Origin of the sequence: Pantoea sp. CTOTU46764, assembly GCF_031974595.1 — a bacterium.
In the GTDB taxonomy this organism is placed as follows: domain Bacteria; phylum Pseudomonadota; class Gammaproteobacteria; order Enterobacterales; family Enterobacteriaceae; genus Pantoea; species Pantoea trifolii.
In genome coordinates this window covers 39,122-63,588 of record NZ_DALYOQ010000010.1, presented here as the reverse complement: position 1 = coordinate 63,588, position 24,467 = coordinate 39,122, and the positions used below count along the sequence as shown (strand labels likewise).

Annotated in this window: 21 protein-coding genes and 1 riboswitch; of the genes, 9 read left to right on the top strand and 12 right to left on the bottom strand. The window is 55.5% G+C overall.

Annotated elements, in window-relative coordinates; all coding sequences use genetic code 11:
* From mraY to ilvI, 10 genes are all read right to left on the bottom strand, one after another.
* On the bottom strand, positions 1 to 1,083 hold the full coding sequence (gene mraY, locus RTM06_RS05905) for a phospho-N-acetylmuramoyl-pentapeptide-transferase (protein ID WP_008108613.1): 1,083 nt from the start codon (positions 1,081 to 1,083) through the stop codon (positions 1 to 3).
* Positions 1,077 to 2,438: a UDP-N-acetylmuramoyl-tripeptide--D-alanyl-D-alanine ligase gene (gene murF / locus RTM06_RS05900; RefSeq protein ID WP_312180643.1), complete on the bottom strand. Its 1,362-nt coding sequence runs from the start codon at positions 2,436 to 2,438 to the stop codon at positions 1,077 to 1,079. Before murF ends, mraY begins: the two co-directional genes overlap by 7 nt.
* Positions 2,435 to 3,922 carry a UDP-N-acetylmuramoyl-L-alanyl-D-glutamate--2,6-diaminopimelate ligase gene (murE, locus tag RTM06_RS05895; RefSeq protein ID WP_312180641.1) on the bottom strand — a complete coding sequence of 496 codons (1,488 nt, stop codon included), beginning with the start codon at positions 3,920 to 3,922 and terminating at the stop codon, positions 2,435 to 2,437. The genes murF and murE overlap by 4 nt, the downstream gene beginning before the upstream one ends.
* Positions 3,909 to 5,675 carry a peptidoglycan glycosyltransferase FtsI gene (locus tag RTM06_RS05890; RefSeq protein WP_312180639.1) on the bottom strand — a complete coding sequence of 589 codons (1,767 nt, stop codon included), beginning with the start codon at positions 5,673 to 5,675 and terminating at the stop codon, positions 3,909 to 3,911. Before RTM06_RS05890 ends, murE begins: the two co-directional genes overlap by 14 nt.
* A 16-nt stretch (positions 5,676 to 5,691) precedes the next feature.
* Positions 5,692 to 6,012 (bottom strand): cell division protein FtsL, encoded by a 321-nt coding sequence (gene ftsL, locus RTM06_RS05885; protein WP_256695601.1) that lies wholly within the window; start codon positions 6,010 to 6,012, stop codon positions 5,692 to 5,694.
* Positions 6,009 to 6,950, bottom strand: a complete 942-nt coding sequence (gene rsmH / locus RTM06_RS05880; protein ID WP_312180637.1) for a 16S rRNA (cytosine(1402)-N(4))-methyltransferase RsmH — start codon at positions 6,948 to 6,950, stop codon at positions 6,009 to 6,011. Before rsmH ends, ftsL begins: the two co-directional genes overlap by 4 nt.
* A gap of 2 nt (positions 6,951 to 6,952) precedes the next feature.
* Entirely contained in the window at positions 6,953 to 7,411 is a 459-nt protein-coding gene (mraZ, locus tag RTM06_RS05875; protein WP_007885013.1) for a division/cell wall cluster transcriptional repressor MraZ, read from the bottom strand.
* Positions 7,412 to 7,903: 492 nt separating this feature from the next.
* Positions 7,904 to 8,914, bottom strand: coding sequence for a catabolite repressor/activator (gene cra / locus RTM06_RS05870; RefSeq protein WP_265301182.1), 1,011 nt, complete (start codon positions 8,912 to 8,914; stop codon positions 7,904 to 7,906).
* A gap of 197 nt (positions 8,915 to 9,111) precedes the next feature.
* Positions 9,112 to 9,603 carry an acetolactate synthase small subunit gene (ilvN, locus tag RTM06_RS05865; RefSeq protein WP_008108620.1) on the bottom strand — a complete coding sequence of 164 codons (492 nt, stop codon included), beginning with the start codon at positions 9,601 to 9,603 and terminating at the stop codon, positions 9,112 to 9,114.
* Positions 9,604 to 9,605: 2 nt separating this feature from the next.
* On the bottom strand, positions 9,606 to 11,330 hold the full coding sequence (gene ilvI, locus RTM06_RS05860) for an acetolactate synthase 3 large subunit (protein ID WP_256695598.1): 1,725 nt from the start codon (positions 11,328 to 11,330) through the stop codon (positions 9,606 to 9,608).
* A gap of 732 nt (positions 11,331 to 12,062) precedes the next feature.
* Between ilvI and leuL the strand changes: the two genes are divergently transcribed.
* The 5 genes from leuL to leuD all read left to right on the top strand — a co-directional run bounded on the left by leuL (position 12,063) and on the right by leuD (position 16,913).
* Positions 12,063 to 12,146, top strand: coding sequence for a leu operon leader peptide (gene leuL, locus RTM06_RS22760; protein WP_099686952.1), 84 nt, complete (start codon positions 12,063 to 12,065; stop codon positions 12,144 to 12,146).
* A gap of 90 nt (positions 12,147 to 12,236) precedes the next feature.
* Entirely contained in the window at positions 12,237 to 13,799 is a 1,563-nt protein-coding gene (leuA, locus tag RTM06_RS05855; protein WP_008108623.1) for a 2-isopropylmalate synthase, read from the top strand.
* Between the two features lie 2 nt (positions 13,800 to 13,801).
* Positions 13,802 to 14,893, top strand: coding sequence for a 3-isopropylmalate dehydrogenase (gene leuB / locus RTM06_RS05850; protein ID WP_312180630.1), 1,092 nt, complete (start codon positions 13,802 to 13,804; stop codon positions 14,891 to 14,893).
* Between the two features lie 4 nt (positions 14,894 to 14,897).
* Positions 14,898 to 16,304 (top strand): 3-isopropylmalate dehydratase large subunit, encoded by a 1,407-nt coding sequence (gene leuC, locus RTM06_RS05845; RefSeq protein ID WP_008108626.1) that lies wholly within the window; start codon positions 14,898 to 14,900, stop codon positions 16,302 to 16,304.
* Between the two features lie 3 nt (positions 16,305 to 16,307).
* Positions 16,308 to 16,913: a 3-isopropylmalate dehydratase small subunit gene (leuD, locus tag RTM06_RS05840; protein WP_008108627.1), complete on the top strand. Its 606-nt coding sequence runs from the start codon at positions 16,308 to 16,310 to the stop codon at positions 16,911 to 16,913.
* A gap of 34 nt (positions 16,914 to 16,947) precedes the next feature.
* Here leuD and RTM06_RS05835 read toward each other — a convergent pair whose 3' ends face one another.
* Positions 16,948 to 18,126 (bottom strand): MFS transporter, encoded by a 1,179-nt coding sequence (locus RTM06_RS05835; RefSeq protein WP_256695591.1) that lies wholly within the window; start codon positions 18,124 to 18,126, stop codon positions 16,948 to 16,950.
* A gap of 257 nt (positions 18,127 to 18,383) precedes the next feature.
* Here RTM06_RS05835 and sgrR point away from each other — a divergent pair, with 257 nt between their 5' ends.
* From sgrR to thiQ, 4 genes are all read left to right on the top strand, one after another.
* The gene (sgrR, locus tag RTM06_RS05830; protein WP_312180626.1) at positions 18,384 to 20,045 is read left to right on the top strand and encodes an HTH-type transcriptional regulator SgrR; all 1,662 of its coding nucleotides are present in this window, start codon (positions 18,384 to 18,386) and stop codon (positions 20,043 to 20,045) included.
* Positions 20,046 to 20,159: 114 nt separating this feature from the next.
* Positions 20,160 to 20,255, top strand: a riboswitch (TPP riboswitch).
* Positions 20,256 to 20,302: 47 nt separating this feature from the next.
* Entirely contained in the window at positions 20,303 to 21,289 is a 987-nt protein-coding gene (gene thiB / locus RTM06_RS05825) for a thiamine ABC transporter substrate binding subunit (RefSeq protein WP_312180624.1), read from the top strand.
* Entirely contained in the window at positions 21,289 to 22,875 is a 1,587-nt protein-coding gene (gene thiP, locus RTM06_RS05820) for a thiamine/thiamine pyrophosphate ABC transporter permease ThiP (protein ID WP_312180622.1), read from the top strand. Before thiB ends, thiP begins: the two co-directional genes overlap by 1 nt.
* Positions 22,859 to 23,560 (top strand): thiamine ABC transporter ATP-binding protein ThiQ, encoded by a 702-nt coding sequence (thiQ, locus tag RTM06_RS05815; protein ID WP_265301163.1) that lies wholly within the window; start codon positions 22,859 to 22,861, stop codon positions 23,558 to 23,560. Before thiP ends, thiQ begins: the two co-directional genes overlap by 17 nt.
* On the opposite strand, the gene RTM06_RS05810 is transcribed toward thiQ, so the two are convergent.
* On the bottom strand, positions 23,557 to 24,321 hold the full coding sequence (locus RTM06_RS05810) for a DedA family protein (RefSeq protein ID WP_008108634.1): 765 nt from the start codon (positions 24,319 to 24,321) through the stop codon (positions 23,557 to 23,559). The genes thiQ and RTM06_RS05810 overlap by 4 nt on opposite strands.
* Positions 24,322 to 24,467 lie beyond the last annotated feature (146 nt).

The following is a 24,467-nucleotide window of genomic DNA, read 5'->3' as shown; positions in this document are numbered from 1 at the left end:
TTAACGTACCTTCAGCGTTGCCAGGCCAATCAGCACCAGCATCAGCGAAATAATCCAGAAGCGCACGATGACGCGCGGCTCCGGCCAGCCTTTCAATTCATAGTGATGGTGAATCGGCGCCATGCGGAAAATACGTTGACCGCGCAGCTTGAACGATCCCACCTGCAGAATCACCGACAGCGTTTCGACCACAAACACGCCGCCCATGATCAACAGCAAGAATTCCTGGCGCAGTAGCACGGCGATAGTGCCGAGCGCGCCACCCAGCGCCAGTGAGCCGACATCGCCCATGAACACTTGCGCTGGATAGGTGTTGAACCACAAAAATCCGAGTCCGGCTCCAACAATCGCGGTGCAGACAATCACTAATTCGCCCGCGTGGCGTAAATAAGGAATATGCAGATATTCGGCAAACTTGACGTTACCGGTTGCCCAAGCCACCAGCGCAAAACCTGCTGCCACGAATACCGTTGGCATGATGGCTAAGCCATCAAGGCCGTCCGTTAAGTTAACCGCGTTGCCAGTACCAACAATCACGAAGTAGGCCAGCACCACGTAGAACAGGCCAAGTTGCGGCATGATGTCTTTAAAGAACGGCACCACCAGCTGCGTCGCAGGCGTATCTTTACCGGCGATAAACAGCGCGAATGCAACGGCCAGCGAAATCACTGACATCCAGAAGTATTTCCAGCGCGCGATCAGGCCTTTAGTGTCTTTGCGCACCACTTTGCGATAGTCATCCACAAAGCCGATGATGCCAAAACCAACCAACACCACCAGCACGCACCAGACGTATGGATTGGATGGATAGGCCCACATCAGCACCGAAATGGTGATAGAGGTGAGGATCATCACGCCGCCCATGGTTGGCGTGCCACGTTTGCTGAAGTGTGACTCTGGACCGTCATTACGCACCACCTGGCCGATCTGCAGTTTCTGCAGCCAGGCAATCAGGCGCGGGCCCATCCACAGAGAAATGAACAAAGCGGTCAGCAGGCTGACAATGGCGCGAAACGTCAGGTACGAGAAGACGTTAAAGCCGGAATAAAATGCGACCAGATGTTCGGCCAGCCAGACTAGCATGTTCCTTTCTCCTGTAAGCTCTGTACTACCTGCTCCATGGCGGCACTACGTGAACCTTTAACCAAAATAGTGATGTCCTGATGTTCGGACAGCAATGTGCGTAAACGTTCAGTCAGCGCGGTTTTCGTGGCGAAATGCTCGCCTTTGCCGCTGCTTTCGCCAATCAACTGGCTTAGGGTTCCGGTGCTCAGCACGCAATCAATGCCTGCTGCTTTGGCCGCATCGCCCACCTGCCGATGGCACAACTCGGCTTCATCCCCCAGCTCAGCCATATCGCCCACCACCATCACACGGTAACCCGGCATATCGCCCAGCACCTGCGCGGCAGCCGTCATCGAACCGACGTTGGCGTTGTAGCTGTCATCCAGCAGTAATTGATTGGCCGCCAGACGAATCGGGAACAGTCGACCAGGAACCGCCTGTAACGTTTTAAGGCCAACTTTAATCGCCGTCAGCGGCGCATCTACTGACAATGCGAGCGCTGCAGCGGCTAACGCATTCGCGATGTTATGACGGCCTGGCAGCGGTAATTCCACGGCAATATCACCGCGTGGCGTATGCAGCGTGAACAGGGTGGCATCGGCACGCAGCACGATTTCGCTGGCGCGGAACTCAGCATCAGCCAATGGCTGCGGCGAGAAGCGCCACAGGGTTTTATCCACAAACTGTGATTGCCAGTTAGCAAGATCGTTGCTGTCGGCGTTGACGATCGCAGTACCGTGTACCGGTAAGCCGCCAAAAATCTCGCCTTTGGCTTTCGCCACACCGGCCAGTGAACCAAAGCCTTCCAGATGAGCGGCGGCCAGGTTATTGACTAACGCGGTTTCCGGGCGCACCAGATCGGTGGTGTAAGCAATTTCGCCTTGATGGTTGGCACCCAGCTCGATCACGGCGTAAGCATGTTCTTTAGTGAGACGCAGCAGCGTCATCGGCACACCGAAATCGTTGTTCAGGTTGCCTGCGGTGTAGAGCGTTTCGCCACACTGGCGCAGAATCGCGGCGGTCATCTCTTTGACCGAGGTTTTACCGGATGAACCGGTTAAAGCAACCACGCGCGCTTTCGCCTGTTGGCGTACCCACGCAGCGAGTTGCCCGAAAGCAATGCGCGTATCAGCGACAACCACCTGCGGTACAGTAACCTTCAGCAGCTTACTTACCAGCAGCGCCTGCGCGCCGTTGGCAATGGCATCGTTAGCGAAATCATGAGCATCAAAACGTTCACCCACCAGCGCCACAAACAGGCTGCCGGCGGTGACTTTACGTGTATCGGTGGTGACATCGGCAATGGTTAGGTCCGCGCCGTGCAGTTGGCCGCCGCTGATTTCGGCCAGCGTGTTGAGCGAAACGGGAATCATGCCATCACCCCCAACAAACGGGCGACGGTGTCGCGATCGGAGTAATCCAGACGGCGGTTGCCAATGATTTGATAATCTTCGTGGCCTTTTCCGGCCACCAATACGATGTCATCGGCGCCAGCTTGCATCACGGCGTTGGTGACCGCCTGCGCACGACCGGAAACCACGCGCGCACGGCCCGGATCGAGCAAGCCGGTGAGAATGTCATTCACAATCGCCATCGGCTCTTCGCTACGCGGATTATCGTCGGTGATCACCACGATGTCGGAGAACTGCTCAGCAATCGCGCCCATCAATGGACGTTTGCCTTTGTCACGATCGCCACCGCAGCCAAACACGCACCACAGCTGGCCTTTACAGTGCAGACGCGCCGCTTCAAGCGCTTTTTCCAGCGCATCTGGCGTGTGAGCGTAATCGACAACCACAGTAGGTTTATCTGGCGCAGTAAACACTTCCATACGCCCACACACCGGCTGCAGCTGCGGTGCCGTGGCAACCAGCGCATCAAGCGGATAGTCCAGCGCCAGCAGCGTAGCCAACGCCAGCAACAAGTTGCTCACGTTGAAAGCGCCCATCAGGCGGCTATCAAACTCGCCGTTGCCCCAACTGGAGCTGAACCGGATGTGCGCACCGCCATCGTGATAATCCACCGCGGTGGCTTTGAGCCAGCGACCATGACAGCCCGATTGCAGATTGTCTTGCATGGTGACCGCTACCGCATCCGGCAATTTTGCCAGCCAGCGACGGCCCACTTCATCATCAGCGTTGATGATGGCTTCAGCGACTTGATGCTCAGAGAACAGTAACCATTTAGCGGATTCATAGCTCTGCATATCACCGTGATAATCGAGGTGATCGCGGCTCAGGTTAGTAAATACCGCAGCCGCAAACGGCAAGGCTGCAACACGATGCTGCACCAAACCGTGTGAGGAGACTTCCATCGCCGTCAGAGTTGCGCCCTGCCCGACTAAATCATTCAGCACATGCTGCACATCCACAGCAGAACCGGTGGTGTTTTCGGTGGCCACCAGTTGACCGTAAAGGCCATTGCCGACCGTGCCCATTACTGCGCCGGTTTCACCCAGCAAGTTGGCCCACTGCGCCATCAGTTGCGTGGTGGTGGTTTTGCCGTTGGTGCCGGTAACACCGATTAATTTCAGTTTACTTGCAGGCTGCTGATAAAAGCGTCCGGCCAGTGCAGAGAGACGCTGCTGCAACTGCGCCAGATAGATAACCGGGACGCCATGCATCTCACGGATATCTCCATCGCTGGCTTCACCTTCGGCTTCGGCAATCACCGCCACCACGCCTTGTGCAATAGCCTGCGGAATAAAACGACGTCCATCAGCATGATGGCCCGCCACGGCGATAAACAGATCGCCAGAAGCCGCAGCGCGGCTATCTAGTGTCATGTCACGGAGTGGACGCGCCGGCGCACCCGGCACCCACGGGGCCAGTAAGTCGCGCAGGTTACGATCTGTCACTTGATTCCTCACTTCTATTCTTCACCAACTCGTTCTTATCAACTGTCGGCAGCGCATCAGGTTCGATATTCATGGTACGCAACACGCCGCCCATGATGGCACCAAACACCGGTGCTGAAACCGCACCACCATAATATTTACCGGCCTGGGGATCGTTGATCACCACCACCAGCGCAAAACGAGGACGGCTGGCAGGCGCAACGCCTGCGGTATAAGCAATGTATTTGTTGACGTAACGTCCATCCGGCCCAACCTTCTTGGCGGTACCGGTTTTGATGGCAATGCGATAGCCCTTGATGGCGGCTTTAACCCCACCGCCGCCAGGCAACGCAACGCTTTCCATCATGTGCATCACCGTTTTCACCGGGTCTTCCTGGAAAACGCGTTCACCCGCTACCGGCGGGTCAACTTTGGTGATCGACAGCGGGCGATTGATGCCGTAGCTGCCAATGGTTGCGTAGACTCGCGCTAACTGTAACGGCGTTACCATTAGCCCGTAGCCGAAAGAGAAGGTGGCCCTCTCTATGTCAGACCACCGTTGTTTTTGAGGGTATAAGCCACTACTTTCCCCGACCAGCCCCAAATTGGTCGGTTTACCCAGCCCAAAGCGCGCGTAAGTATCTACGAGTGCTGAGGAGGGCATCGCTAACGCCAAACGTGAAACCCCGACGTTACTCGACTTCTGTAAAACCCCGGTAAGGGTCAATTCGTTGTAGCGCGCCACGTCTTTGATCTCATGACCATTGACGCGGTACGGCACGGTGTTCAGTACGCTGTTCTCTTTCACCACACCGCGCTGTAAAGCCGTCATCACCACCATCGGTTTCACGGTGGAACCGGGTTCGAAGATGTCGGTAATGGCACGGTTACGCATCACGTCTTTCGGCGTGTTGCTGAGATTATTCGGGTTGTAAGCTGGGCTATTCGCCATCGCCAGCACTTCGCCGGTGTTCACATCCACCAGCACGGCGGTGCCTGATTCGGCTTTGTTGAACGCCACGGCGTTATTCAGTTCACGGTACACCAACGCCTGCAAACGTTCATCGATGCTCAGCGTGAGGTTGTGCGCAGCGCGGCTATCTACCGAGGAGATATCTTCAATAACGCGGCCGTTGCGGTCTTTACGCACGGTACGTTCGCCCGGTGCGCCAGTCAGCCATTTGTCGAAGCTCTTTTCGATGCCTTCGATGCCCTGACCATCAATGTTGGTGAAACCAATCAGGTGCGCGGTAACCTGGCCCGCCGGATAGTAGCGGCGCGACTCTTCACGCAGATAGATGCCCGGCAGCTTAAGCTTTTTCACGTACTCGCCAATCGCCGGATTCACCTGGCGCGCCAGATAGACAAAGCGCCCTTTCGGGTTGGCGTTGATGCGTGCAGCGAGTTGATCAAGCGGAATCGATAACGCATCCGACAGCGCCTTCCAGCGGCTATCCAGTGAGACGCCACCGTGCTCGGTCAGCTCTTTCGGATCGGCCCAGATCGCATTTACCGGCACGCTCACCGCCAGTGGACGACCAGCACGATCGCTGATCATCCCGCGCGCGGTTGGCACCGATTGCACGCGCAGCGAACGCAAATCGCCCTCTTTCACCAGCTTGTCAGGGTTGATCACCTGCAGCCATGCTACGCGCGACAGCAGTCCGCCTAGCGCCAATAAAATGCACCCGCACAGTAACGCAAAGCGCCAGCTCACAAAGCTGGCCTTATCTTCTTGTTTTTTTAACTTCAGCGTTTTGCCTGCGCCACTCATTAAGTTCTGCGATTCCTTATTTCTGCACCACAATATTTTCCTGCGAAGGATCAACATGCTGCATTTGCAGTTTATCGGTTGCTATTCGCTCTACGCGGCTATGATCGCCCAGTGCGTTCTCTTCAAGAATCAGGTTGCGCCATTCGATATCGAGCGCATCACGCTCCAGCACCAGCTGTTCACGCTGCGCCGTTAACAGGCGCGTCTTGTGCGTAGTGGTCACCACCATTACCGAAGACACCAGCACCGCAGCCAACAACAGCATTGGAATCTTGCCAAATCGCAGCAAGTCCCCACCAATAACACCGGGTAAGCTGTGGCGCTCGTTGCCAATCATGACGCCGTTCGCTCCGCGATACGCAACACCGAACTACGCGCTCGTGGGTTTTCATTCACTTCGGCTTCACCAGGAATCAGCTTGCCCAGCGTTTTCAGTTCACGTCCGCCTAAAGCTTTAAGCTGCGACTCGGTCATCGGAATCCCTGCTGGCACCTGCGGACCGCGGCTCTGATCGCGCATAAAGCGCTTCACTAAGCGATCCTCCAGTGAGTGGAAGCTGATAATCGACAATCTGCCGCCGGATGCGAGAACCGATAATGCCCCTTTCAGCGCAGTATCAATCTCTTCCAGCTCGCTGTTGATCCAGATACGAATCGCCTGGAAAGTACGCGTTGCCGGATGCTTAAATTTGTCTTTGACGGGCATCGCGGCGGCAATCACCGTAGCCAGCTCTTTGGTGCGCGTCATCGGCTGTTCGCGGTTGCGCTCAACGATGGCGCGCGCAATACGCTTACCGAAACGCTCTTCACCGTAGGTTTTGATCACGAAAGCAATATCCGCCTCTTCCGCACTCATCAGCCATTCAGCGGCTGATTGCCCGCGCGTTGGGTCCATACGCATATCCAGCGGCCCATCACGCATAAAGGAGAAGCCGCGCTCGGCATCATCCAGCTGCGGTGAAGAGACGCCCAGATCGAGAAGAACGCCATCGATCTTGCCGGTCAGCCCGCGCTCTTCGACGTATTCCGCTAATGCCGAAAACGGCCCGTGGACGATCGAGAAACGCGGATCGTTTATCTCAGCGGCTGCGGCTATCGCTTGCGGATCGCGATCAATCGCTATCAGTTGCCCTTTCTCGCCAAGCTGAGAAAGGATTAAGCGCGAGTGACCGCCGCGACCAAAAGTGCCATCGATATAAATGCCGTCTTCCCTGATATTAAGGCCGTTTACCGCCTCATCCAGCAGCACTGTGGTGTGTTTGAAATTTTCCTGCATAGCTATAGCGACAAATCCTGCAACCGCTCAGATAAAGGCTCCTGAGCCGACTGTTCTGTGTCAATATCATCCTTAACTTGTTGATACCAGGTCTGTTCATCCCACAGCTCAAACTTGTTGAACTGTCCAACCAGCATCACTTCTTTGGTCAGGCCGGCGTGTTGGCGTAACGTGTTCGCCAACAACAAACGACCCGCATTATCCATCTGGCATTCACTGGCATGTCCTAACAGCAGTCGCTGCACGCGACGCTCGGCTGGATTCATGCTGGATAAGCGAGACAGCTTTTTCTCAATGATTTCCCATTCGGGCAGGGTATAAAGCAGTAGGCATGGCTGGTGGAGGTCAATGGTGCATACCATTTGCCCCTGAGACTCTGCGACAAGCAATTCACGATAGCGCGTTGGTACTGCTAATCGCCCTTTGCTGTCGAGATTGACTAACGTTGCTCCACGGAACATGCCAGCCTCACCCCTCAATCACCCGTTTTCACCACTTTATCCCACTTTTTACCACGAAACGAGTTTACGGAGCCGATGAAATCCTTGTCAAGCCGCAACGGCAAGTGAATATCACTATTTACATCGGGTGAAATTAATCAGAGAGGGAATTAATCGACATGGATTTGCAAAATAAAAAATTAACCTGATGAATAATTGAATAAAAATTTTCGCACAATGAAAAATGGTGAAAAATAAAGCGCTTTTAAGCAGAATTATATTTGCCCTGCAAACTGCGACGACGGCGGCATTTTAGGGGATTTCTGAAAGGAAGCCCAGCATCATCGCGCCAGCTCTGCCAAGACACGCTGCTGAAGATGTAAACAGTTAAGAAAAGTCAGCAGGGTTAAATTGTTAGCTGGAGTGGCGATTATTTACGCTTATTTACGCCGTAAGGTTTGCAGGAAATAGCTGCAGATTAAATTAACACTGGGCAGTGAACTGCCCAGCATTTCATTTAACGCGGCGGCTTAATTGTCCGCGGCGGAATAAATTACGACGAATGCGGGTTAAACCCGGTTTCGGTTTACGCGGTTCATCCAGCGAGGCCAAAACCAGTTCCAGCACGCGCTCAGCCACGTCGCGATGACGCTGACCCACCGCCAGCACCGGACACTCAAGGAAGTCCAGCAATTCGTGGTCGCCAAAAGTGGCAATCGCCAGATCGGTTGGCAAGCGGCCATCACGCTTCAAGGTAACGTCCATTACGCCCTGCAGCAGCCCAAACGACGTTGTAAACAGCGCCTCCGGCATCGGATGATCGTCGAGGTACTTCTCAAACAGCGTGGCAGCGGCGGCACGATCAAAACTGTTGCAGTAGATATAATCAATGGGCCGCTCGTCGTCTTTCCACGCATCGCGGAAGCCGAGTTCACGCAGGAAACTCACCGACAATTCCGGCAGCGCCCCAAGGAACAGCACGTTTTTCACCGATAGCTGACGCAATTCAGCCGCCAATGCCTGCGCATCATCCTGATCGGCACCCACCACGCTGGTAAAGTGTTCACGATCCAGCGCACGGTCCAGCGCGATAATCGGTAAGGGATCGTTGATCCAACGCTGATAGAACGGATGCTCTGGCGGCAGTGAAGTCGAAACGATGATGGCATCAACCTGACGCTGCAACAGATGCTCGATGCAGCGCATTTCATTGTCCGGCTGATCTTCCGAGCAGGCAATGAGTAGCTGATAACCGCGCTGACGCGCCTGACGTTCCAGATAGTTGGCAATGCGCGTGTAGCTGGTGTTTTCCAAATCAGGGATCACCAGACCAATTGAACGCGTGCGTCCGGCACGCAGCCCTGCCGCGACGGCATTCGGGTGATAGTTGTGTTCACGCACCACCGCCATCACTTTCTCGACGGTTTTCTCGCTGACACGATACTGCCGCGCTTTGCCATTGATTACATAGCTGGCCGTGGTGCGCGACACGCCTGCCAGGCGCGCAATTTCATCCAGTTTCACGGTGACACCTTAATTCTGATAAGCCAGCGCTGGCGAAAATATCCGCAGAGTAGCTATGGGTAAAACATTTGTAACATCTAACCGCAGAACACTACGCCGAGCAACCGCTTTTCTCTCTCATCCTGGATAAGCGCATAAAATAAAAAAACCCGGCTTTTCGCCGGGTTAGAATCAGATAAAATCGTTACTTAAGGTGATTAACGCATTACGCGATCGCCACGCGACACACCCACGATTCCTGAACGAGCTACTTCAACAATTTCTGCTACGTCGCGAACGGTGTTAAGAAACGCGTCGAGTTTATCACTGGTGCCTGCCAGCTGAACCGTGTAAAGCGTTGGCGTGACATCGATAATCTGACCACGGAAAATTTCCGCACTGCGCTTCACTTCTTCACGGCCGTAACCGCTGGCCTGGATTTTCACCAGCATGATTTCACGCTCAACGTAAGCGCCCTGCCCCAGCTCGCTGACACGTAACACGTCCACCAGCTTGTGCAACTGCTTCTCGATCTGCTCCAGCACTTTCTCATCGCCGACCGTTTGAATCGTCATGCGTGACAAGGTCGGATCATCGGTTGGCGCGACAGTAAGGCTTTCGATGTTGTAACCACGTTGAGAGAACAGTCCCACTACGCGGGACAATGCGCCGGATTCGTTTTCCAGCAGAACCGATAAAATACGACGCATAATTAAGTCCTCTCCGTTTTGCTCAACCACATCTCATCCATCGAACCACCACGAATTTGCATCGGGTAAACGTGCTCGCTGCCGTCAATATTCACATCCACAAACACCAGACGGCCTTTCGCCAGCGTATCTAGTGCCAGCTGCAGCTTCTCTTCCAGTTCCGCAGGATGCGCAATGGAGATCCCCACATGACCATAAGCTTCGGCCAGACGCACGAAGTCAGGCAGCGATTGCATGTAAGACTGCGAGTGGCGACCGGAGTAAATCATGTCCTGCCACTGCTTAACCATGCCGAGGAAGCCGTTGTTGAGGTTCAATACCAGCACCGGTAAATCGTACTGCAGCGCGGTCGATAGCTCCTGAATGTTCATCTGGATACTGCCATCGCCGGTCACGCAAATAACCGTTTCATCCGGCAGAGCCATCTTCACACCCAGCGCAGCAGGCAAGCCGAAGCCCATGGTGCCCAAGCCGCCGGAGTTGATCCAGCGACGCGGCTTGTCGAACTGGTAATAAAGTGCGGCAAACATCTGATGCTGACCGACGTCAGAGGTGACGTAAGCTTCGCCTTTGGTCAAACGACAGATGGTTTCGATGACAGCCTGCGGCTTGATTTTGTCAGTGGTGCGATCGAATTCCAGACACTTGCGGCCACGCCAGCCTTCAATGGTCTGCCACCAGTCGCGCAGGCTATCAAGCTCCTGCTTCGCATCGCTTTGCGCCAGCAGCTCTAACATCTGCGCCAGCGTCTGCTTCGCATCGCCGACAATCGGAATGTCCGCGCTGACGGTTTTGGAGATCGACGTCGGATCGACATCGATATGCATAATGGTGGCGTTCGGGCAGTACTTCGCCAGATTGTTGGTGGTGCGGTCGTCGAAGCGCACACCAATACCGAAAATCAGATCGGCATTGTGCATGGTCATGTTGGCTTCGTAAGTGCCGTGCATACCCAGCATGCCGATGCACTGACGATGCGTGCCAGGGAACACGCCCAGGCCCATCAGCGAGGTTGTCACCGGAATATTCAGTTGCTCAGCCAGCTGCAGCAATTCTGCTTCGCAGCCCGACATAATCGCCCCGCCGCCGGCGTAAATCACCGGCTTGTGCGCAGCCAGTAACGTTTGCAGCGCGCGCTTGATCTGTCCTTTGTGGCCCTGAATGGTCGGATTGTATGAGCGCATGCTCACCGTTTCCGGCCAGACGTACGGCAGTTTGTTCGCTGGGTTCAGGATATCTTTTGGTAGATCGATAACCACCGGCCCAGGGCGACCGCTGGCAGCCAGCCAGAAGGCCTTTTTCAGCACGGTTGGGATCTCTTCGGCGTTTTTCACCAGGAAGCTGTGCTTCACCACCGGGCGAGAGATACCGACCATGTCGCACTCCTGGAACGCATCGTAACCAATCAGTGACGAAGGCACCTGACCCGACAGAATCACCATCGGGATTGAATCCATGTAGGCGGTTGCAATACCGGTAATCGCGTTGGTGGCGCCCGGACCGGAAGTCACCAGCACCACACCCACTTCACCGGTAGCACGCGCAAGGCCATCGGCCATGTGTACCGCGCCTTGTTCATGGCGGACCAATACGTGGTCAATACCACCGACCGTTTGCAGCGCATCGTAAATATCGAGCACCGCTCCGCCCGGATAACCGAATACCTGCTTAACGCCCTGATCGATTAACGAACGGACGACCATTTCGGCTCCTGACAACATCTCCATTTTCTGCCTCCAGGCTTGAGGGACTGAATCCACTGACGTTCGCGTTTCCCGCACGCCACTGATATCCGGCCCCCGATCGCCAATTAAGATCAAAACCTTATGTTTATGCTCAGAAGGCGGCGTTCTTTCCGCCTTCCAGGTACAGGGAATCTACTTGAGTTAATTATATGAGAGTAGGTCGATTACCATAACCGCAGACAACCCGGCCTGCAAACGCCAGGACGCCGCGTCGCGCCCGAACCGGCAATAAAGGCACTGATGCGTGATTATTGCCTGCGAGGATTAAACTAATGCTTCGTCATAACCACAGAGGAAAATGCTGGTTTAGAGATTATTTGCAGCGTGTTCTAAGAAATATGATTTTCATATTGCCTGACCACTCAGTCCACAATCTTTTGTGATAATTACTTTCTGGCGTGATTATCTATAAAACGGTCTAATCACATCATATTCTTCTTAACAACAAGCTTAATCTTGTTTTACCAGCAATGTGTATTGTTGACATAAGACAATAATTATCAATAAGTTAAAATAAATTCTATTTTCTAAACGATTTTTTAAGTGGATGGAATCACTTATCCTGTTACTAATTAATGCCATTGCTCTGCGCAGCTGAATAATCACAGCACATCGCCCTTTTTACCTCTCAGAAATACCCTTGCACTTAAGGTTGACTTCACACGTCAATTCCAGTACCAATATGTGCATCCAAAAATTTACGAGGTTTGAATCATGTTTCATTCTTTCCGCCTACTCGGTCTACTACTAAACGCATCCAGTTTGCGCGGTAGACTCGTGGGCGGAATCAATAACTGATTCGAACCTGCTGAAGTTTAAGAAACCCGCGCCAATGCGCGGGTTTTTTTATGCTCGTAGCACCGGCAAAAATGCATAAGGAAGATTACGATGAGCCAGCAAGTTATTATTTTCGATACCACTCTGCGTGATGGCGAACAGGCTTTACAGGCCAGCCTGAGTGTTAAAGAAAAACTGCAAATCGCTCTGGCGTTGGAACGTATGGGCGTGGATGTGATGGAAGTGGGCTTCCCCGTTTCCTCTCCAGGCGATTTTGAATCCGTACAAACCATCGCTCGTACCATTAAAAACAGCCGCGTCTGCGGACTGGCACGCTGCGTTGAGAAGGACATTGACGCCGCATACGAATCGCTGCGTGTGGCTGAAGCGTTCCGTATTCACACCTTCATCGCGACTTCGCCGATGCACATCGCCACCAAATTGCGCAGCACGCTGCCGGAAGTGATTGAACGCGCGGTGCACATGATCAAACGCGCCCGCAACTACACCGACGACGTTGAGTTCTCCTGTGAAGATGGCGGTCGTACGCCAATCGACGATTTGTGTCGCATGGTTGAAGCCGCGATTAATGCCGGTGCAACCACCATCAACATCCCGGACACCGTCGGCTACACCTTGCCAGGCGAATACGCCAACATCATTGGCCAATTGGTGGCTCGCGTTCCTAACATCGATAAAGCCATCTTGTCCGTTCATACCCATGACGATTTGGGTATGGCGACCGGCAACGCCATCGCCGCAGTATTGGCCGGTGCGCGTCAGGTTGAAGGTACGCTGAACGGTTTAGGCGAGCGCGCCGGTAACTGTGCGCTGGAAGAAGTGATCATGGCGATCAAAACCCGCCAGCAGATCATGAACGTCCACACCAACATTAATCATCAGGAAATCTACCGCACCAGCCAAACCGTGAGCCAAATCTGCAACATGCCGATTCCAGCCAACAAAGCGGTGGTCGGTTCTAACGCCTTCGCCCACTCTTCCGGTATTCACCAGGATGGCGTGCTGAAGAACCGCGAAAACTACGAAATCCTGACGCCAGAATCTATCGGCCTGCACAAAATCCAGCTGAACCTGACTTCCCGTTCTGGCCGCGCAGCGGTGAAACACCGCATGGAAGAGATGGGCTACAAAGAGTCTGATTACAACCTCGACACCTTGTACGACGCCTTCCTGAAGCTGGCCGACAAGAAAGGTCAAGTCTTCGACTACGACCTGGAAGCGTTGGCCTTCATCAACAAGCAGAACGAAGAGCCAGAATATTTCCAGCTGAACGAATTCAACGTGCAGACCGGCTCCAGCGTGACAGCAACGGCTTCCGTGCAGTTGGGCTGCGGTGAAGAGACCAAAGCGGACGCCGCAACCGGTAACGGTCCGGTTGATGCGGTTTATCAGGCGATCAACCGCATCACCGGCTTTGAAGCCGAACTGATCAACTACAAGTTGACGGCAAAAGGCCACGGCGAGAACGCGCTGGGTCAGGTCGATATCGTGGTCAACTACAACGGTCGTAAATTCCACGGCGTTGGCCTGGCGACCGATATCGTCGAATCATCGGCGAAAGCGATGGTGAACGCGTTGAACAACATTTGGCGTGCTAAGCAGGTGGAAAAAGAACTGCAGCGTAAATTTAAAGATCAGAAGGAAACGGTGTAACTATGTCTAAGTCTTCTCATATCGCGGTATTGCCAGGCGACGGAATTGGTCCGGAAGTGATGGCGCAGGCCATGAAAGTTCTCGATGCAATTCGTACGCGTTTCGACATGCGTATCACCACCAGCGAATATGATGTTGGCGGTATCGCCATCGATCGTCATGGCGAACCGCTGCCACCGGCTACCGTTACCGGCGCAGAGCAAGCGGATGCGATTCTGTTTGGCTCGGTAGGTGGCCCGAAATGGGAACATCTGCCGCCTGCGCAACAACCTGAGCGTGGCGCGCTGTTGCCGCTGCGTAAGCACTTCAAGCTGTTCAGCAACTTGCGCCCTGCGGCACTGTATAAAGGTCTGGAAGCGTTCTGCCCGCTGCGCAGCGATATCGCCGAGCGCGGTTTCGACATCCTGTGCGTGCGTGAATTGACCGGCGGCATCTACTTCGGTCAGCCGAAAGGCCGCGAAGGCAGCGGCCCACATGAGCGCGCGTTCGATACTGAGGTTTATCACCGTTTCGAAATCGAGCGCATCGCGCGTATCGCCTTTGAATCAGCGCGTAAACGCCGCAACATCGTCACCTCAATCGACAAAGCCAACGTGTTGCAGACTTCCGTGATGTGGCGCGAGATTGTCAACGAAGTGGCAAAAGATTATCCGGATGTGCAGTTGAGCCACATGTACATCGATAACGCCACCATGCAGCTGATTAAAGATCCATCACAGTTTGACGTGCTGCTGTGTTCTAACCTGTTTGGCGACATCCTGTCAGACGAATGCGCGATGATTACCGGTTCGATGGGCTTGCTGCCTTCTGCCAGCCTGAACGAAGAAGGTTTTGGCCTGTTTGAGCCAGCGGGCGGTTCCGCACCGGATATCGCCGGTCAGAACATTGCCAACCCGATTGCGCAGATTCTGTCGCTGTCACTGCTGCTGCGTTACAGCCTGAATGCGGATGAAGCAGCCGCAAGCATTGAACGCGCTGTCAGCCGCGCGTTGGAAGCGGGTTATCGTACCCGTGATTTGGCCGGTGACGGCAAGGCCGTGAGCACAGATGAGATGGGCAGCATCATTGCCGGTTTCATCGCCGAGGAAAAATAATAAAATGAAAAGCTTATACCAGAAGTTATTTGATGCACATGTCGTCCACGAAACGCCTAACGAAACCCCGTTGCTCTACATCGATCGCCATCTGATCCATGAAGTGACGTCACCTCAGGCCTTTGATGGCCTGCGCGCGCACGGCCGCAAAGTGCGCCAGCCGTCGAAAACCTTCGCCACCATGGATCACAACGTTTCGACGCAGACCAAAGATATTAACGCGTCTGGCGAGATGGCGCGTATTCAGATGCAAGAGCTGATCAAGAACTGTGCTGAGTTCGGCATTCAGCTGTATGACCTGAATCACCCATTCCAGGGCATCGTGCACGTGATTGGGCCAGAGCAAGGCATGACCTTGCCGGGCATGACCATTGTGTGCGGCGATTCCCACACCGCTACCCATGGCGCGTTTGGTTCACTGGCTTTCGGTATCGGTACTTCCGAAGTTGAGCATGTGTTTGCCACGCAAACCCTGAAACAGGGCCGAGCGAAAACCATGAAGATAGAAGTGCTGGGCGAAGCTGCGCCGGGTATTACTGCCAAAGACATCGTGTTGGCGATCATCGGTAAAACCGGCAGCGCTGGCGGTACCGGTCACGTTGTCGAATTCTGTGGCCCAGCGATCGAAGCGCTGAGCATGGAAGGCCGCATGACGCTGTGTAACATGGCGATTGAAATGGGTGCCAAAGCGGGCCTGGTTGCGCCGGATGACACCACTTTCGCTTACCTCAAAGACAAGCAGTTCGCGCCGAAGGGCGAGCAGTGGGAACAAGCGGTCGCTTACTGGCGCACGCTGAAGTCCGACAGCGATGCCAAATTTGACAGCATCGTCACGCTGCACGCCGAAGATATCGCCCCGCAAGTGACCTGGGGCACCAATCCAGGCCAGGTAATGGCGGTCGATCAAGCGATCCCGAACCCACAATCCTTTGCCGACCCGGTCGAGCGCGCTTCTGCAGAGAAAGCGCTGGCGTATATGGATCTGCAGCCAGGCATCAAACTGACTGACGTGGCGATCGATAAAGTGTTTATCGGTTCCTGCACCAACTCACGTATTGAAGATCTGCGCGCCGCTGCCGCGATTGCCAAAGGCCGCAAAGTGGCGCCGGGCGTGGTAGCGATGGTGGTGCCGGGTTCCGGTCCGGTGAAAGCACAAGCCGAAGCCGAAGGCCTGGACAAAATCTTCCTCGAAGCCGGTTTTGAATGGCGTTTGCCGGGTTGCTCGATGTGTCTGGCAATGAACAATGACCGCCTGAATCCAGGCGAACGTTGCGCATCAACCAGCAACCGTAACTTTGAAGGCCGTCAGGGCCGCGGTGGACGTACGCACCTGGTGAGCCCGGCGATGGCCGCTGCGGCTGCCGTGACCGGTCGTTTTGCCGATATTCGTGAATTGACTCAGGGAGCGTAAACCATGGCGAACAAATTTACTCAACACAGCGGAATTGTGGCGCCATTGGATGCGGCCAACGTCGACACTGATGCCATCATTCCTAAGCAGTTCCTGCAGAAAGTGACGCGCACCGGTTTTGGCGCGCACCTGTTCCACGACTGGCGTTTTGAAGATGATGCGGGCACTGTGCCAACGGCCAGCTTTGTGCTGAACAAACCCGAGTTCAAAGGCACCAGTATTTTGCTGGCGCGTGAGAACTTTGGCTGCGGCTCATCGCGCGAGCATGCGCCGTGGGCGCTGACCGATTTCGGTTTCCACGTGGTGATCGCGCCAAGCTTCGCCGACATCTTCTATGGCAACAGCTTTAACAACCAGCTGCTGCCGGTGAAGTTGAGCGATGAAGAAGTGGATGAGATGTTCAAACTGGTTGCCGCGCAGCCGGGCGTGAGCTTCACCGTGGATCTGGAAGCGCAAACTGTTACGGCAGGCGATAAGACGTATAGCTTCGAAATCGACAGCTTCCGCCGTCACTGCATGATCAACGGTCTCGACAGCATTGGCCTGACGCTGCAACACGAAGCGTCAATCTCCAGCTACGAAACCAATCAGCCCGCGTTCTTACGCTAAGGCAACAAGGGCGACGTGATGTCGCCCTTCTCCTTTATACATCCCGCACGCGCGACGCCAATCCCAAGGCCAGCACCGCCAGCCCCAACGCCAGCCAGTAAACCGACTCATGACCAAAGCGCTCGCTCATGGTGCCCTGAATGATGCCGGCGATAATCATGCCGGTGGAAATCGAGGTGGTGAACAGCGTCGTCGCCGCACCCGCGCGGCCCGGCATTAAATCCTGGAACCACAACATGCCAATTCCGGCGATGATGCCGATAAAGGCAGCGTTAAACAGTTGCAACACCATCAACGCAGTACGCGACTGGAACATCACCAATCCGAGATAAAACACAATCGCCGCCACCAGCGCCAGCAGCATCAGTTTGCGTTTGCCGGTGCGCCGCGCGTAATGCCCGGCCAGTAGCATGATTGGAATCTCCAGCCCGGCGGCGGTGCCCATTAGCAGTCCCGCCAGCTTCTCCGGCAGGCCAAGCGTGGCGCTGATATACAGCGGCATATCAATGATATACATGGTGTTGCACGCCCACATGGTGACGGAGGCGATAAACAGCAACCGCACCTGGCTGTCTTTCCACGGGCTCAGCTGCGTCAGCACCGCTTCAGGCGATGCCACCACGCGCGGCACCGACGGCAAGGTGCGCCAGATCAGCAGCATGCTCAGCAGGAAAATCCCCGCCGCCACGCAAAACAGCGTCACAAAGCCGTAGTTGAGTGCCAGCGCAAACGACAGCGGCGGCCCAATCACCCACGCCAGCGACAGCTGCGCGCGCATCACCGAGCTGAACATCACCACTTCACGCGCCGACTGATCGGCATATTCGCGCGCGAGCGCAAACACCTGCGGAATCGACACGCTGGCCAGCGCCGACAAAAACACGCCCAGCGTCACCAGCGTTAAATAGTGGCGATTGAAGGCAAACAGCAGCGCATTCAGCGTCGCCATCAGGCAGCAAAACAGAATCAGGTTGCGGCGATCACCCTGGTTATCGGAGCGTTTCGCCATCAGCAGGCTAATCACAATCCCGGCGATCGCATTGATGGTAAAGAACAAGCCGACCCAGAACGGACTTACCTGCACTTCACGCGTCAGAAACAGGCTCAGCGTCGGCGCCTGCAGCGCACCGGCCACGCCAGTCATAAACGACACCGCCATAAACGAGAGATAGACCGGATTGATGCGACGTTGACGCGTTAACAGCGATTTCATGCAGAAATCCCTTTGCGAATAAAAAAATAGGTAGAGAAATGAGGGTAGAAGATTCTACAGCAAAACGAAAAAAGCCAGCAGATAAAGCGCTGCTGGCGGTGAAAATGCACCCTACTCAGAAAGAGGTTCCACGTCGGTGGAACCGCTGGCAGAGCGCCATTCATTGCTGAATGCCTCCCGCTCTTCCATTGCCGGGCAGTATGCCTCTAATATGAGGCAGGAAAAACTGAGCGATTCTGACAAGGAGTTCCCCTTTTATGTCCTCTTCACGTTTGCAGCAGCAATTCATCCGCTTATGGCAAAGCTGTCAGGGGCAGGATCAGGAAACCACGCTCAACGAGCTGGCCGATCTGCTGCACTGCTCGCGTCGCCATATGCGCAACCTGCTCAATGCCATGCAGAGCGAAGGCTGGCTGATTTGGCAGGCGGAAGCGGGACGCGGCAAGCGCTCGATGCTGAGTTTCTGCTATACCGGCCTGGCGCTTCAGCAGCAGCGTGCTGAGGATCTACTTGAGCAGGATCGCATCGAACAGTTAGTGCAACTGGTGGGCGATAAAAATCAGGTGCGCCAGATGATCGCGGCACATTTAGGTCGTAGCTTCCGCCAGGGCAAACATATCCTGCGCGTGCTCTATTATCGCCCGCTGCCCAATCTGCTGCCCGGTTCACCGCTGCGCCGTTCGGAAACCCATCTGGCGCGGCAAATTTTCAACGGCCTGATGCGCATAAATGAGGAAAAGGGGGAAATCGAACCGGATATCGCCCATCACTGGCAGCAAACCTCGCCGCTGCAGTGGCGCTTCTTCCTGCGCCCGGCGATACGTTTTCATCATGGCCGTGAACTGGAAATGGCGGATGTGATTGCTTCGCTGGAACGCGTGCGCAGCCAGCCGCTGTTTTCTCACATCAGTAAACTGGATTCGCCCGCGCCCTGGACGCTGGATATCCATCTGAGCCAGCCGGACGATTGGTTACCGTGGCTGCTGGCCAGCGTCAGCGCGATGATTCTGCCGCGCGAATGGCCAACACTGCGCCAGTTTGCGCGACAGCCAATTGGCACCGGCCCGTACAGCGTGGTGCGCAATCAGCAAACGCAGCTGAAGATCGCCGCCTTCGATGATTACTTTGGCTATCGCGCGCTGATTGACGATGTGTCGATTTGGGTGCTGCCGGAGATCAGTGATGAATTGGTGTATGCTGGAGTCAAACTGCAGGGCGAAACCGCCGACGAAAAATCGGAAGAGAGCCGTCTGGAGGAAGGCTGCTACTTTCTGCTTTACGATCAGCGCTCCGAGCTGGGCCGCGATGCGCATTTTCGCCGCTGGGTGAGTTATCTGTTTAATCCGATCGCCTTATTGAATCATGCTGGCGTCGGCTATCAGCGTTACTGGTTCCCCGCTTATGGCTTGCTGCCGCGCTGGCACCATCGCCGCGATCTCACGTCCGCCGACAAGCCAGCAGGTTTAACCCAGCTGACGCTGAGCTGGTACAGCCATCACGTTGAGCATGAAGGTATCGCCAACGCGCTGCGACCGCTGCTGGCGCAGCAAGGTGTTGAGCTGATCACCCGCGTTGTGAGCTACGAAGAGTGGTTCGAGGGCGAAGGTGAAAGTGACATCTGGCTCGGCAGCGTTAACTTTACCCTGCCGCTCGAGTACGCGCTGTTCGCCCAACTGTTTGAGCTGCCGTTGATGCATCACTGCATCCCCATTGACTGGCAAGCCGATGCCGCACGCTGGCGGCAGAAAAATTTACCATTGGCAGAATGGAGCAAACAGCTAATCGACAGCGACTATCTGCATCCGCTGTTCCATCACTGGCTGCTGCTGGAAGGACAGCGCAGTATGCGCGGCGTGCGCCTCAATACGCTTGGCTGGTTTGACTTCAAATCGGCCTGGTTTGCGCCCCCGGAGCTGTGATGCGCAGCAAAATCTGTAGGGTCGCCATTTATGGTGACCAGGTGCGCAACTCGGATACGTTAAGACTTCCATCCAGTGATCCTTTCGCGCTGTCATATAAATGTCTAGAATGAGCCGTTCTCAACGGGGTGCCTTGAAATCAGGGCTGAGAGAAACCCGTCGAACCTGATCCGGCTAATACCGGCGTAGGGATTTGAGATGCCTCACTCCTCAGATCCTTTGCGACTCGACCTTATCTTCTCCTCAAGGAGCGCAAAGTGTTAAACAAAGTTCTGCCTGTGTTGATGCTGGTTGCGGCACCGGCTTTCGCTGCCAAACCGGTTCTCACCGTTTACACCTACGATTCGTTTTCTGCCGATTGGGGCCCCGGTCCGGCGGTAAAAAAAGCCTTTGAAGCGCAGTGCGGCTGCGAACTGAAGTACGTAGCGCTGGAAGATGGCGTATCGCTGCTCAATCGTGTGCGCATGGAAGGCAAAAACAGCAAAGCCGATGTGGTGCTGGGGCTGGATAACAATCTGGTGCAGGCAGCGGAGAAAACCGGGCTGTTTGCCAAAAGCAGCGTTGATACCAAACCATTAACGTTGCCAGATGGCTGGCACAGCGACACCTTCATTCCGTTCGATTATGGCTATTTCGCCTTCGTCTACGATAAAAACAAACTGAAGAATCCGCCGAAGAGCCTGAAAGAACTGGTCGAAAGCCCGGAAAAATGGCGCGTGATTTATGAAGATCCGCGCACCAGCACGCCAGGTCTTGGCCTGCTGCTGTGGATGCAAAAAGTTTATGGCGACAACGCGCCTGAAGCGTGGCAGAAGCTGGCACAAAAAACCGTTACCGTCACCAAAGGCTGGAGTGAAGCTTACGGCCTGTTCCTGAAGGGCGAAGGCGATCTGGTGTTGAGCTACACCACTTCTCCGGCTTATCACATTATCGAAGAGAAGAAAGAGAACTACGCTGCGGCCGAATTTAGCGAAGGCCACTATTTGCAGGTGGAAGTGGCCGCGCAGCTCGCCAGCAGCAAACAGCCTAGGCTGGCGCAGCAGTTCATGCAGTTTATGGTTTCTCCGGCTTTCCAGCAGAACATTCCCACTGGCAACTGGATGTATCCGGTGATCAAAAGCGATCTGCCAGCCGGTTATCAAGCTTTGCAGGTGCCCGCCAAGGCGTTGCAATACACGCCAGCCGAAGTGGCCGACCATCGCGCCGCGTGGATCAGCGCATGGCAAAGCGCCGTTAGCCGTTAATGTCCGGCTGGTTAATTCCCGGTAGCGCCGTCGCGCTGTTGCTGTGCGCGGTGGCGCTGCTGGCGTTTGGCGCATTGGTGATGGTTGCGCCGGCCACCGACTGGCGCGCGCTGCTCAACGACAGTTATCTGCATCATGTGCTGCTGTTCTCGTTCGAGCAGGCGCTACTGTCGGCGTTGCTCTCAGTGCTGCCCGCAATCTTGCTGGCGCGCGCGCTCTATCGCCGCCGTTTTCCCGGTCGCAACCTGTTGCTGCGCCTGTGCGCCATGACGCTGGTGCTGCCGGTGCTGGTGGCGGTATTTGGCTTGCTCAGCGTGTACGGTCGCAGCGGCTGGCTGGCGCAACTGTGCGCGGCCATTGGCTTTGACTACCACTTTTCGCCGTATGGCCTGCAGGGCATTCTGCTGGCGCACGTCTTCTTTAACCTGCCGCTGGCGACGCGCCTGCTGTTACAGGCGCTGGAGAGTATTCCCGGCGAGCAGCGGCAAGTCGCCGCCCAGCTCGGCCTGCGCGGCTGGAATCTGTTTCGCTGGCTGGAATGGCCGTGGCTGCGCCGTCAGATTCTGCCAACGGCGGCGCTGATCTTTATGCTCTGCTTCGCCAGCTTCGCCACGGTGCTGGCACTGGGCGGCGGACCGCAGGCCACTACGCTGGAACTGGCGATCTATCAGGCGCTGAATTTCGACTACGATCCGGGCCGCGCGGCGCTGCTGGCGCTGTTACAGCTGGGTTGTTGCTTGCTGCTGGTGTTGCTGAGCCAGCGCTTCAGTAAAGCCATTCCCACCGGCAGCCAGAGCATTCGCGGCTGGCGCGATCCGCAGGATTCATGGCAGGCGCGCATCAGCGATACTGTATTGATTGGCCTGGCGCTGCTGCTGCTGTTACCGCCGCTGGCGGCGGTAATCGTCGATGGTTTGCGCGGCGGCGTCGCCGGTGCACTGCAACAAGCGGCGCTGTGGCAAGCCACCTTTACCTCGCTGCGCATCGCTATCGGTGCTGGCCTGCTTTGCGTGGTGCTGACCATGATGCTGCTGTGGAGCAGCCGCGAACTGCGACAGCGCCAGAACATGATAGCGGCGCAGGCGATGGAGATGAGCGGCATGCTGATTCTGGCGATGCCGGGCATTGTGCTGGCGAGCGGTTTCTTCCTGCTGTTCAACGCCACCGTAGGTCTGCCGCAGCGCGCCGATGGTTTGGTGATCTTCACTAACGCCCTGATCGCCATCCCATACGCCATGAAAGTGCTGGAGAATCCGATGCGCGATATCAGCGCCCGTTACAGCCAGCTTTGCGCTTCACTCGGCATCTCCGGTTTCAACCGCTTGCGACTGATTGAGCTGCGCGCGCTGAAACGTCCCATTGCTCAGGCGCTGGCGTTTGCCTGCGTGCTGTCGATTGGCGATTTCGGCGTGGTCGCGCTGTTTGGCAGCGCCGATTTCCGCACGCTGCCTTTCTATCTATTCCAGCAGATTGGCGCCTATCGCGGTGCGGACGGCGCCGTCACCGCATTGCTATTGCTGCTCCTCTGCTTGTTACTCTTTACTCTGATGGAAAAATTACCGGGTCGCCATGCTGACACTGAATAACCTCACTTACCTTTATCAGCATCTGCCGATGCGCTTCAGTTTTGCGGCGCAGGCAGGTGAACGTTTGGCGATCCTCGGTCCGAGCGGCGCGGGGAAAAGTACCTTGCTGAGTCTGATTGGCGGCTTTTTGCCAATCAATCAAGGCGCGCTGGTGATGAACGGCATCGATCATACTCACAGCGTGCCGTCGGCGCGTCCGGTTTCCATGCTGTTCCAGGAGAACAACCTTTTTCCGCATCTCACGGTGCAGCAAAACATGGCGTTGGGTTTACATCCGGGCCTAAAGCTGACGCGTGAACAGCAGCAGCAAGTCGTGGATATCGCCGAGCAAACTGGCCTGCAGGCAATGCTGACGCGTTTGCCTGGCGAGCTTTCCGGCGGCCAGCGTCAGCGCGTGGCACTGGCGCGTTGCCTGTTGCGCAATCAGCCAATTTTGCTGCTGGACGAACCCTTCTCAGCGCTGGATCCGGCGCTGCGCAACGAGATGCTGCAGCTGGTTCGTTCGGTATGCGAAAGCCGCAACATCACCTTGTTGATGGTGTCCCACAGTCTGGAAGATGCTCAGCAAATTGCGCCGCGCAGTTTGGTGATCGTCGATGGGCGCATCTATTGGGATGGCAGTACTGAAAGTTTGGTGCGTGGTGAAAGTGAGGCGGCCGCCATCCTTGGCGTGACATCGCGTTAAGCGAAGAAGACTTTCCATAGCAGGTGGCGGAAGATCGGCATCATTGGATGGAACTGGATCGCAATAAACGCGCCCAGGCCAATTGCCGCCATTAGCGGAGCCAGCCAGCGCAGGCGCGCAGTCGGCAGATATTTCGTTGCCCAATCGACGGTTTTTCCGCTGCGCCACCAGCGCCACAGTAGCCAGCCACCGATCCACAGCAGCAGCGCCACCAGCAACAGCAACCACTTAAAGCTGCCGCCCTGCGCGGCCTGCGGCACGTCAATCGCCACGCCCGCCAGAATGCCCGGCATCAAATAAGCGGGTGGCCAGAGAATACAGCCAATCAGGTTAGGCGGCAGGAACTTGCGTACCGGCAGTTCCAGCATGCCGGCCGCCAGCGGAATCAGCGGACGCGTCGGCCCAACAAAACGCCCTACCAAAATGGTAAGCATGCTGTGCTGATGCAGCGCATGTTCAGTTTTATCGAGCAAGCCTTTGTATTTTTGTATGTATTTCCAACGATGCAGCGGCCCCTGAAACTTCCAGCCGATGCCATACGAAACCCAATCCCCGATCAGGCAGCCAGCAAAACCTGCCGCCCACGCCGGGTAAAGCCCAATTTGTCCACTGCCGACCAGCGCCCCAAGGCTGGCCATTAATACCGTGCCCGGCAACAGCAATCCCACGAAGGCCAGCGACTCAAGGAAAGTCACCAGCGCAACGGCGATCAGCGCGTACTCCAGCGATTGCGAAAACAGGTGTTGAATCCAGGCTTCCATAAATATCCTCTGCGGAATATAGAGGCTGGATTGTCCAGAGCCATTGCGCCACCGTCAAGGCAAGAATTGTAGAACGATGTTGACAAAGTGGTGACAATTTCGCCTGCAGGGACACTGTATAAACATCCATGTTATACTTCATGCAA

Coding starts and splice junctions, on each gene's coding strand:
- mraY (WP_008108613.1), bottom strand. CDS start 1,083: ATGCTAGTCTGGCTGGCCGAACATCTGGTCGCATTTTATTCCGGCTTT.
- ftsL (WP_256695601.1), bottom strand. CDS start 6,012: ATGATTGGCAACGAGCGCCACAGCTTACCCGGTGTTATTGGTGGGGAC.
- murF (WP_312180643.1), bottom strand. CDS start 2,438: ATGATTCCCGTTTCGCTCAACACGCTGGCCGAAATCAGCGGCGGCCAA.
- leuD (WP_008108627.1), top strand. CDS start 16,308: ATGGCGAACAAATTTACTCAACACAGCGGAATTGTGGCGCCATTGGAT.
- thiQ (WP_265301163.1), top strand. CDS start 22,859: ATGCTGACACTGAATAACCTCACTTACCTTTATCAGCATCTGCCGATG.
- thiP (WP_312180622.1), top strand. CDS start 21,289: ATGTCCGGCTGGTTAATTCCCGGTAGCGCCGTCGCGCTGTTGCTGTGC.
- RTM06_RS05835 (WP_256695591.1), bottom strand. CDS start 18,126: ATGAAATCGCTGTTAACGCGTCAACGTCGCATCAATCCGGTCTATCTC.
- sgrR (WP_312180626.1), top strand. CDS start 18,384: ATGTCCTCTTCACGTTTGCAGCAGCAATTCATCCGCTTATGGCAAAGC.
- ilvN (WP_008108620.1), bottom strand. CDS start 9,603: ATGCGTCGTATTTTATCGGTTCTGCTGGAAAACGAATCCGGCGCATTG.
- leuB (WP_312180630.1), top strand. CDS start 13,802: ATGTCTAAGTCTTCTCATATCGCGGTATTGCCAGGCGACGGAATTGGT.
- RTM06_RS05810 (WP_008108634.1), bottom strand. CDS start 24,321: ATGGAAGCCTGGATTCAACACCTGTTTTCGCAATCGCTGGAGTACGCG.
- leuA (WP_008108623.1), top strand. CDS start 12,237: ATGAGCCAGCAAGTTATTATTTTCGATACCACTCTGCGTGATGGCGAA.
- leuL (WP_099686952.1), top strand. CDS start 12,063: ATGTTTCATTCTTTCCGCCTACTCGGTCTACTACTAAACGCATCCAGT.
- ilvI (WP_256695598.1), bottom strand. CDS start 11,330: ATGGAGATGTTGTCAGGAGCCGAAATGGTCGTCCGTTCGTTAATCGAT.
- leuC (WP_008108626.1), top strand. CDS start 14,898: ATGAAAAGCTTATACCAGAAGTTATTTGATGCACATGTCGTCCACGAA.
- RTM06_RS05890 (WP_312180639.1), bottom strand. CDS start 5,675: ATGAGTGGCGCAGGCAAAACGCTGAAGTTAAAAAAACAAGAAGATAAG.
- mraZ (WP_007885013.1), bottom strand. CDS start 7,411: ATGTTCCGTGGAGCAACGTTAGTCAATCTCGACAGCAAAGGGCGATTA.
- rsmH (WP_312180637.1), bottom strand. CDS start 6,950: ATGCAGGAAAATTTCAAACACACCACAGTGCTGCTGGATGAGGCGGTA.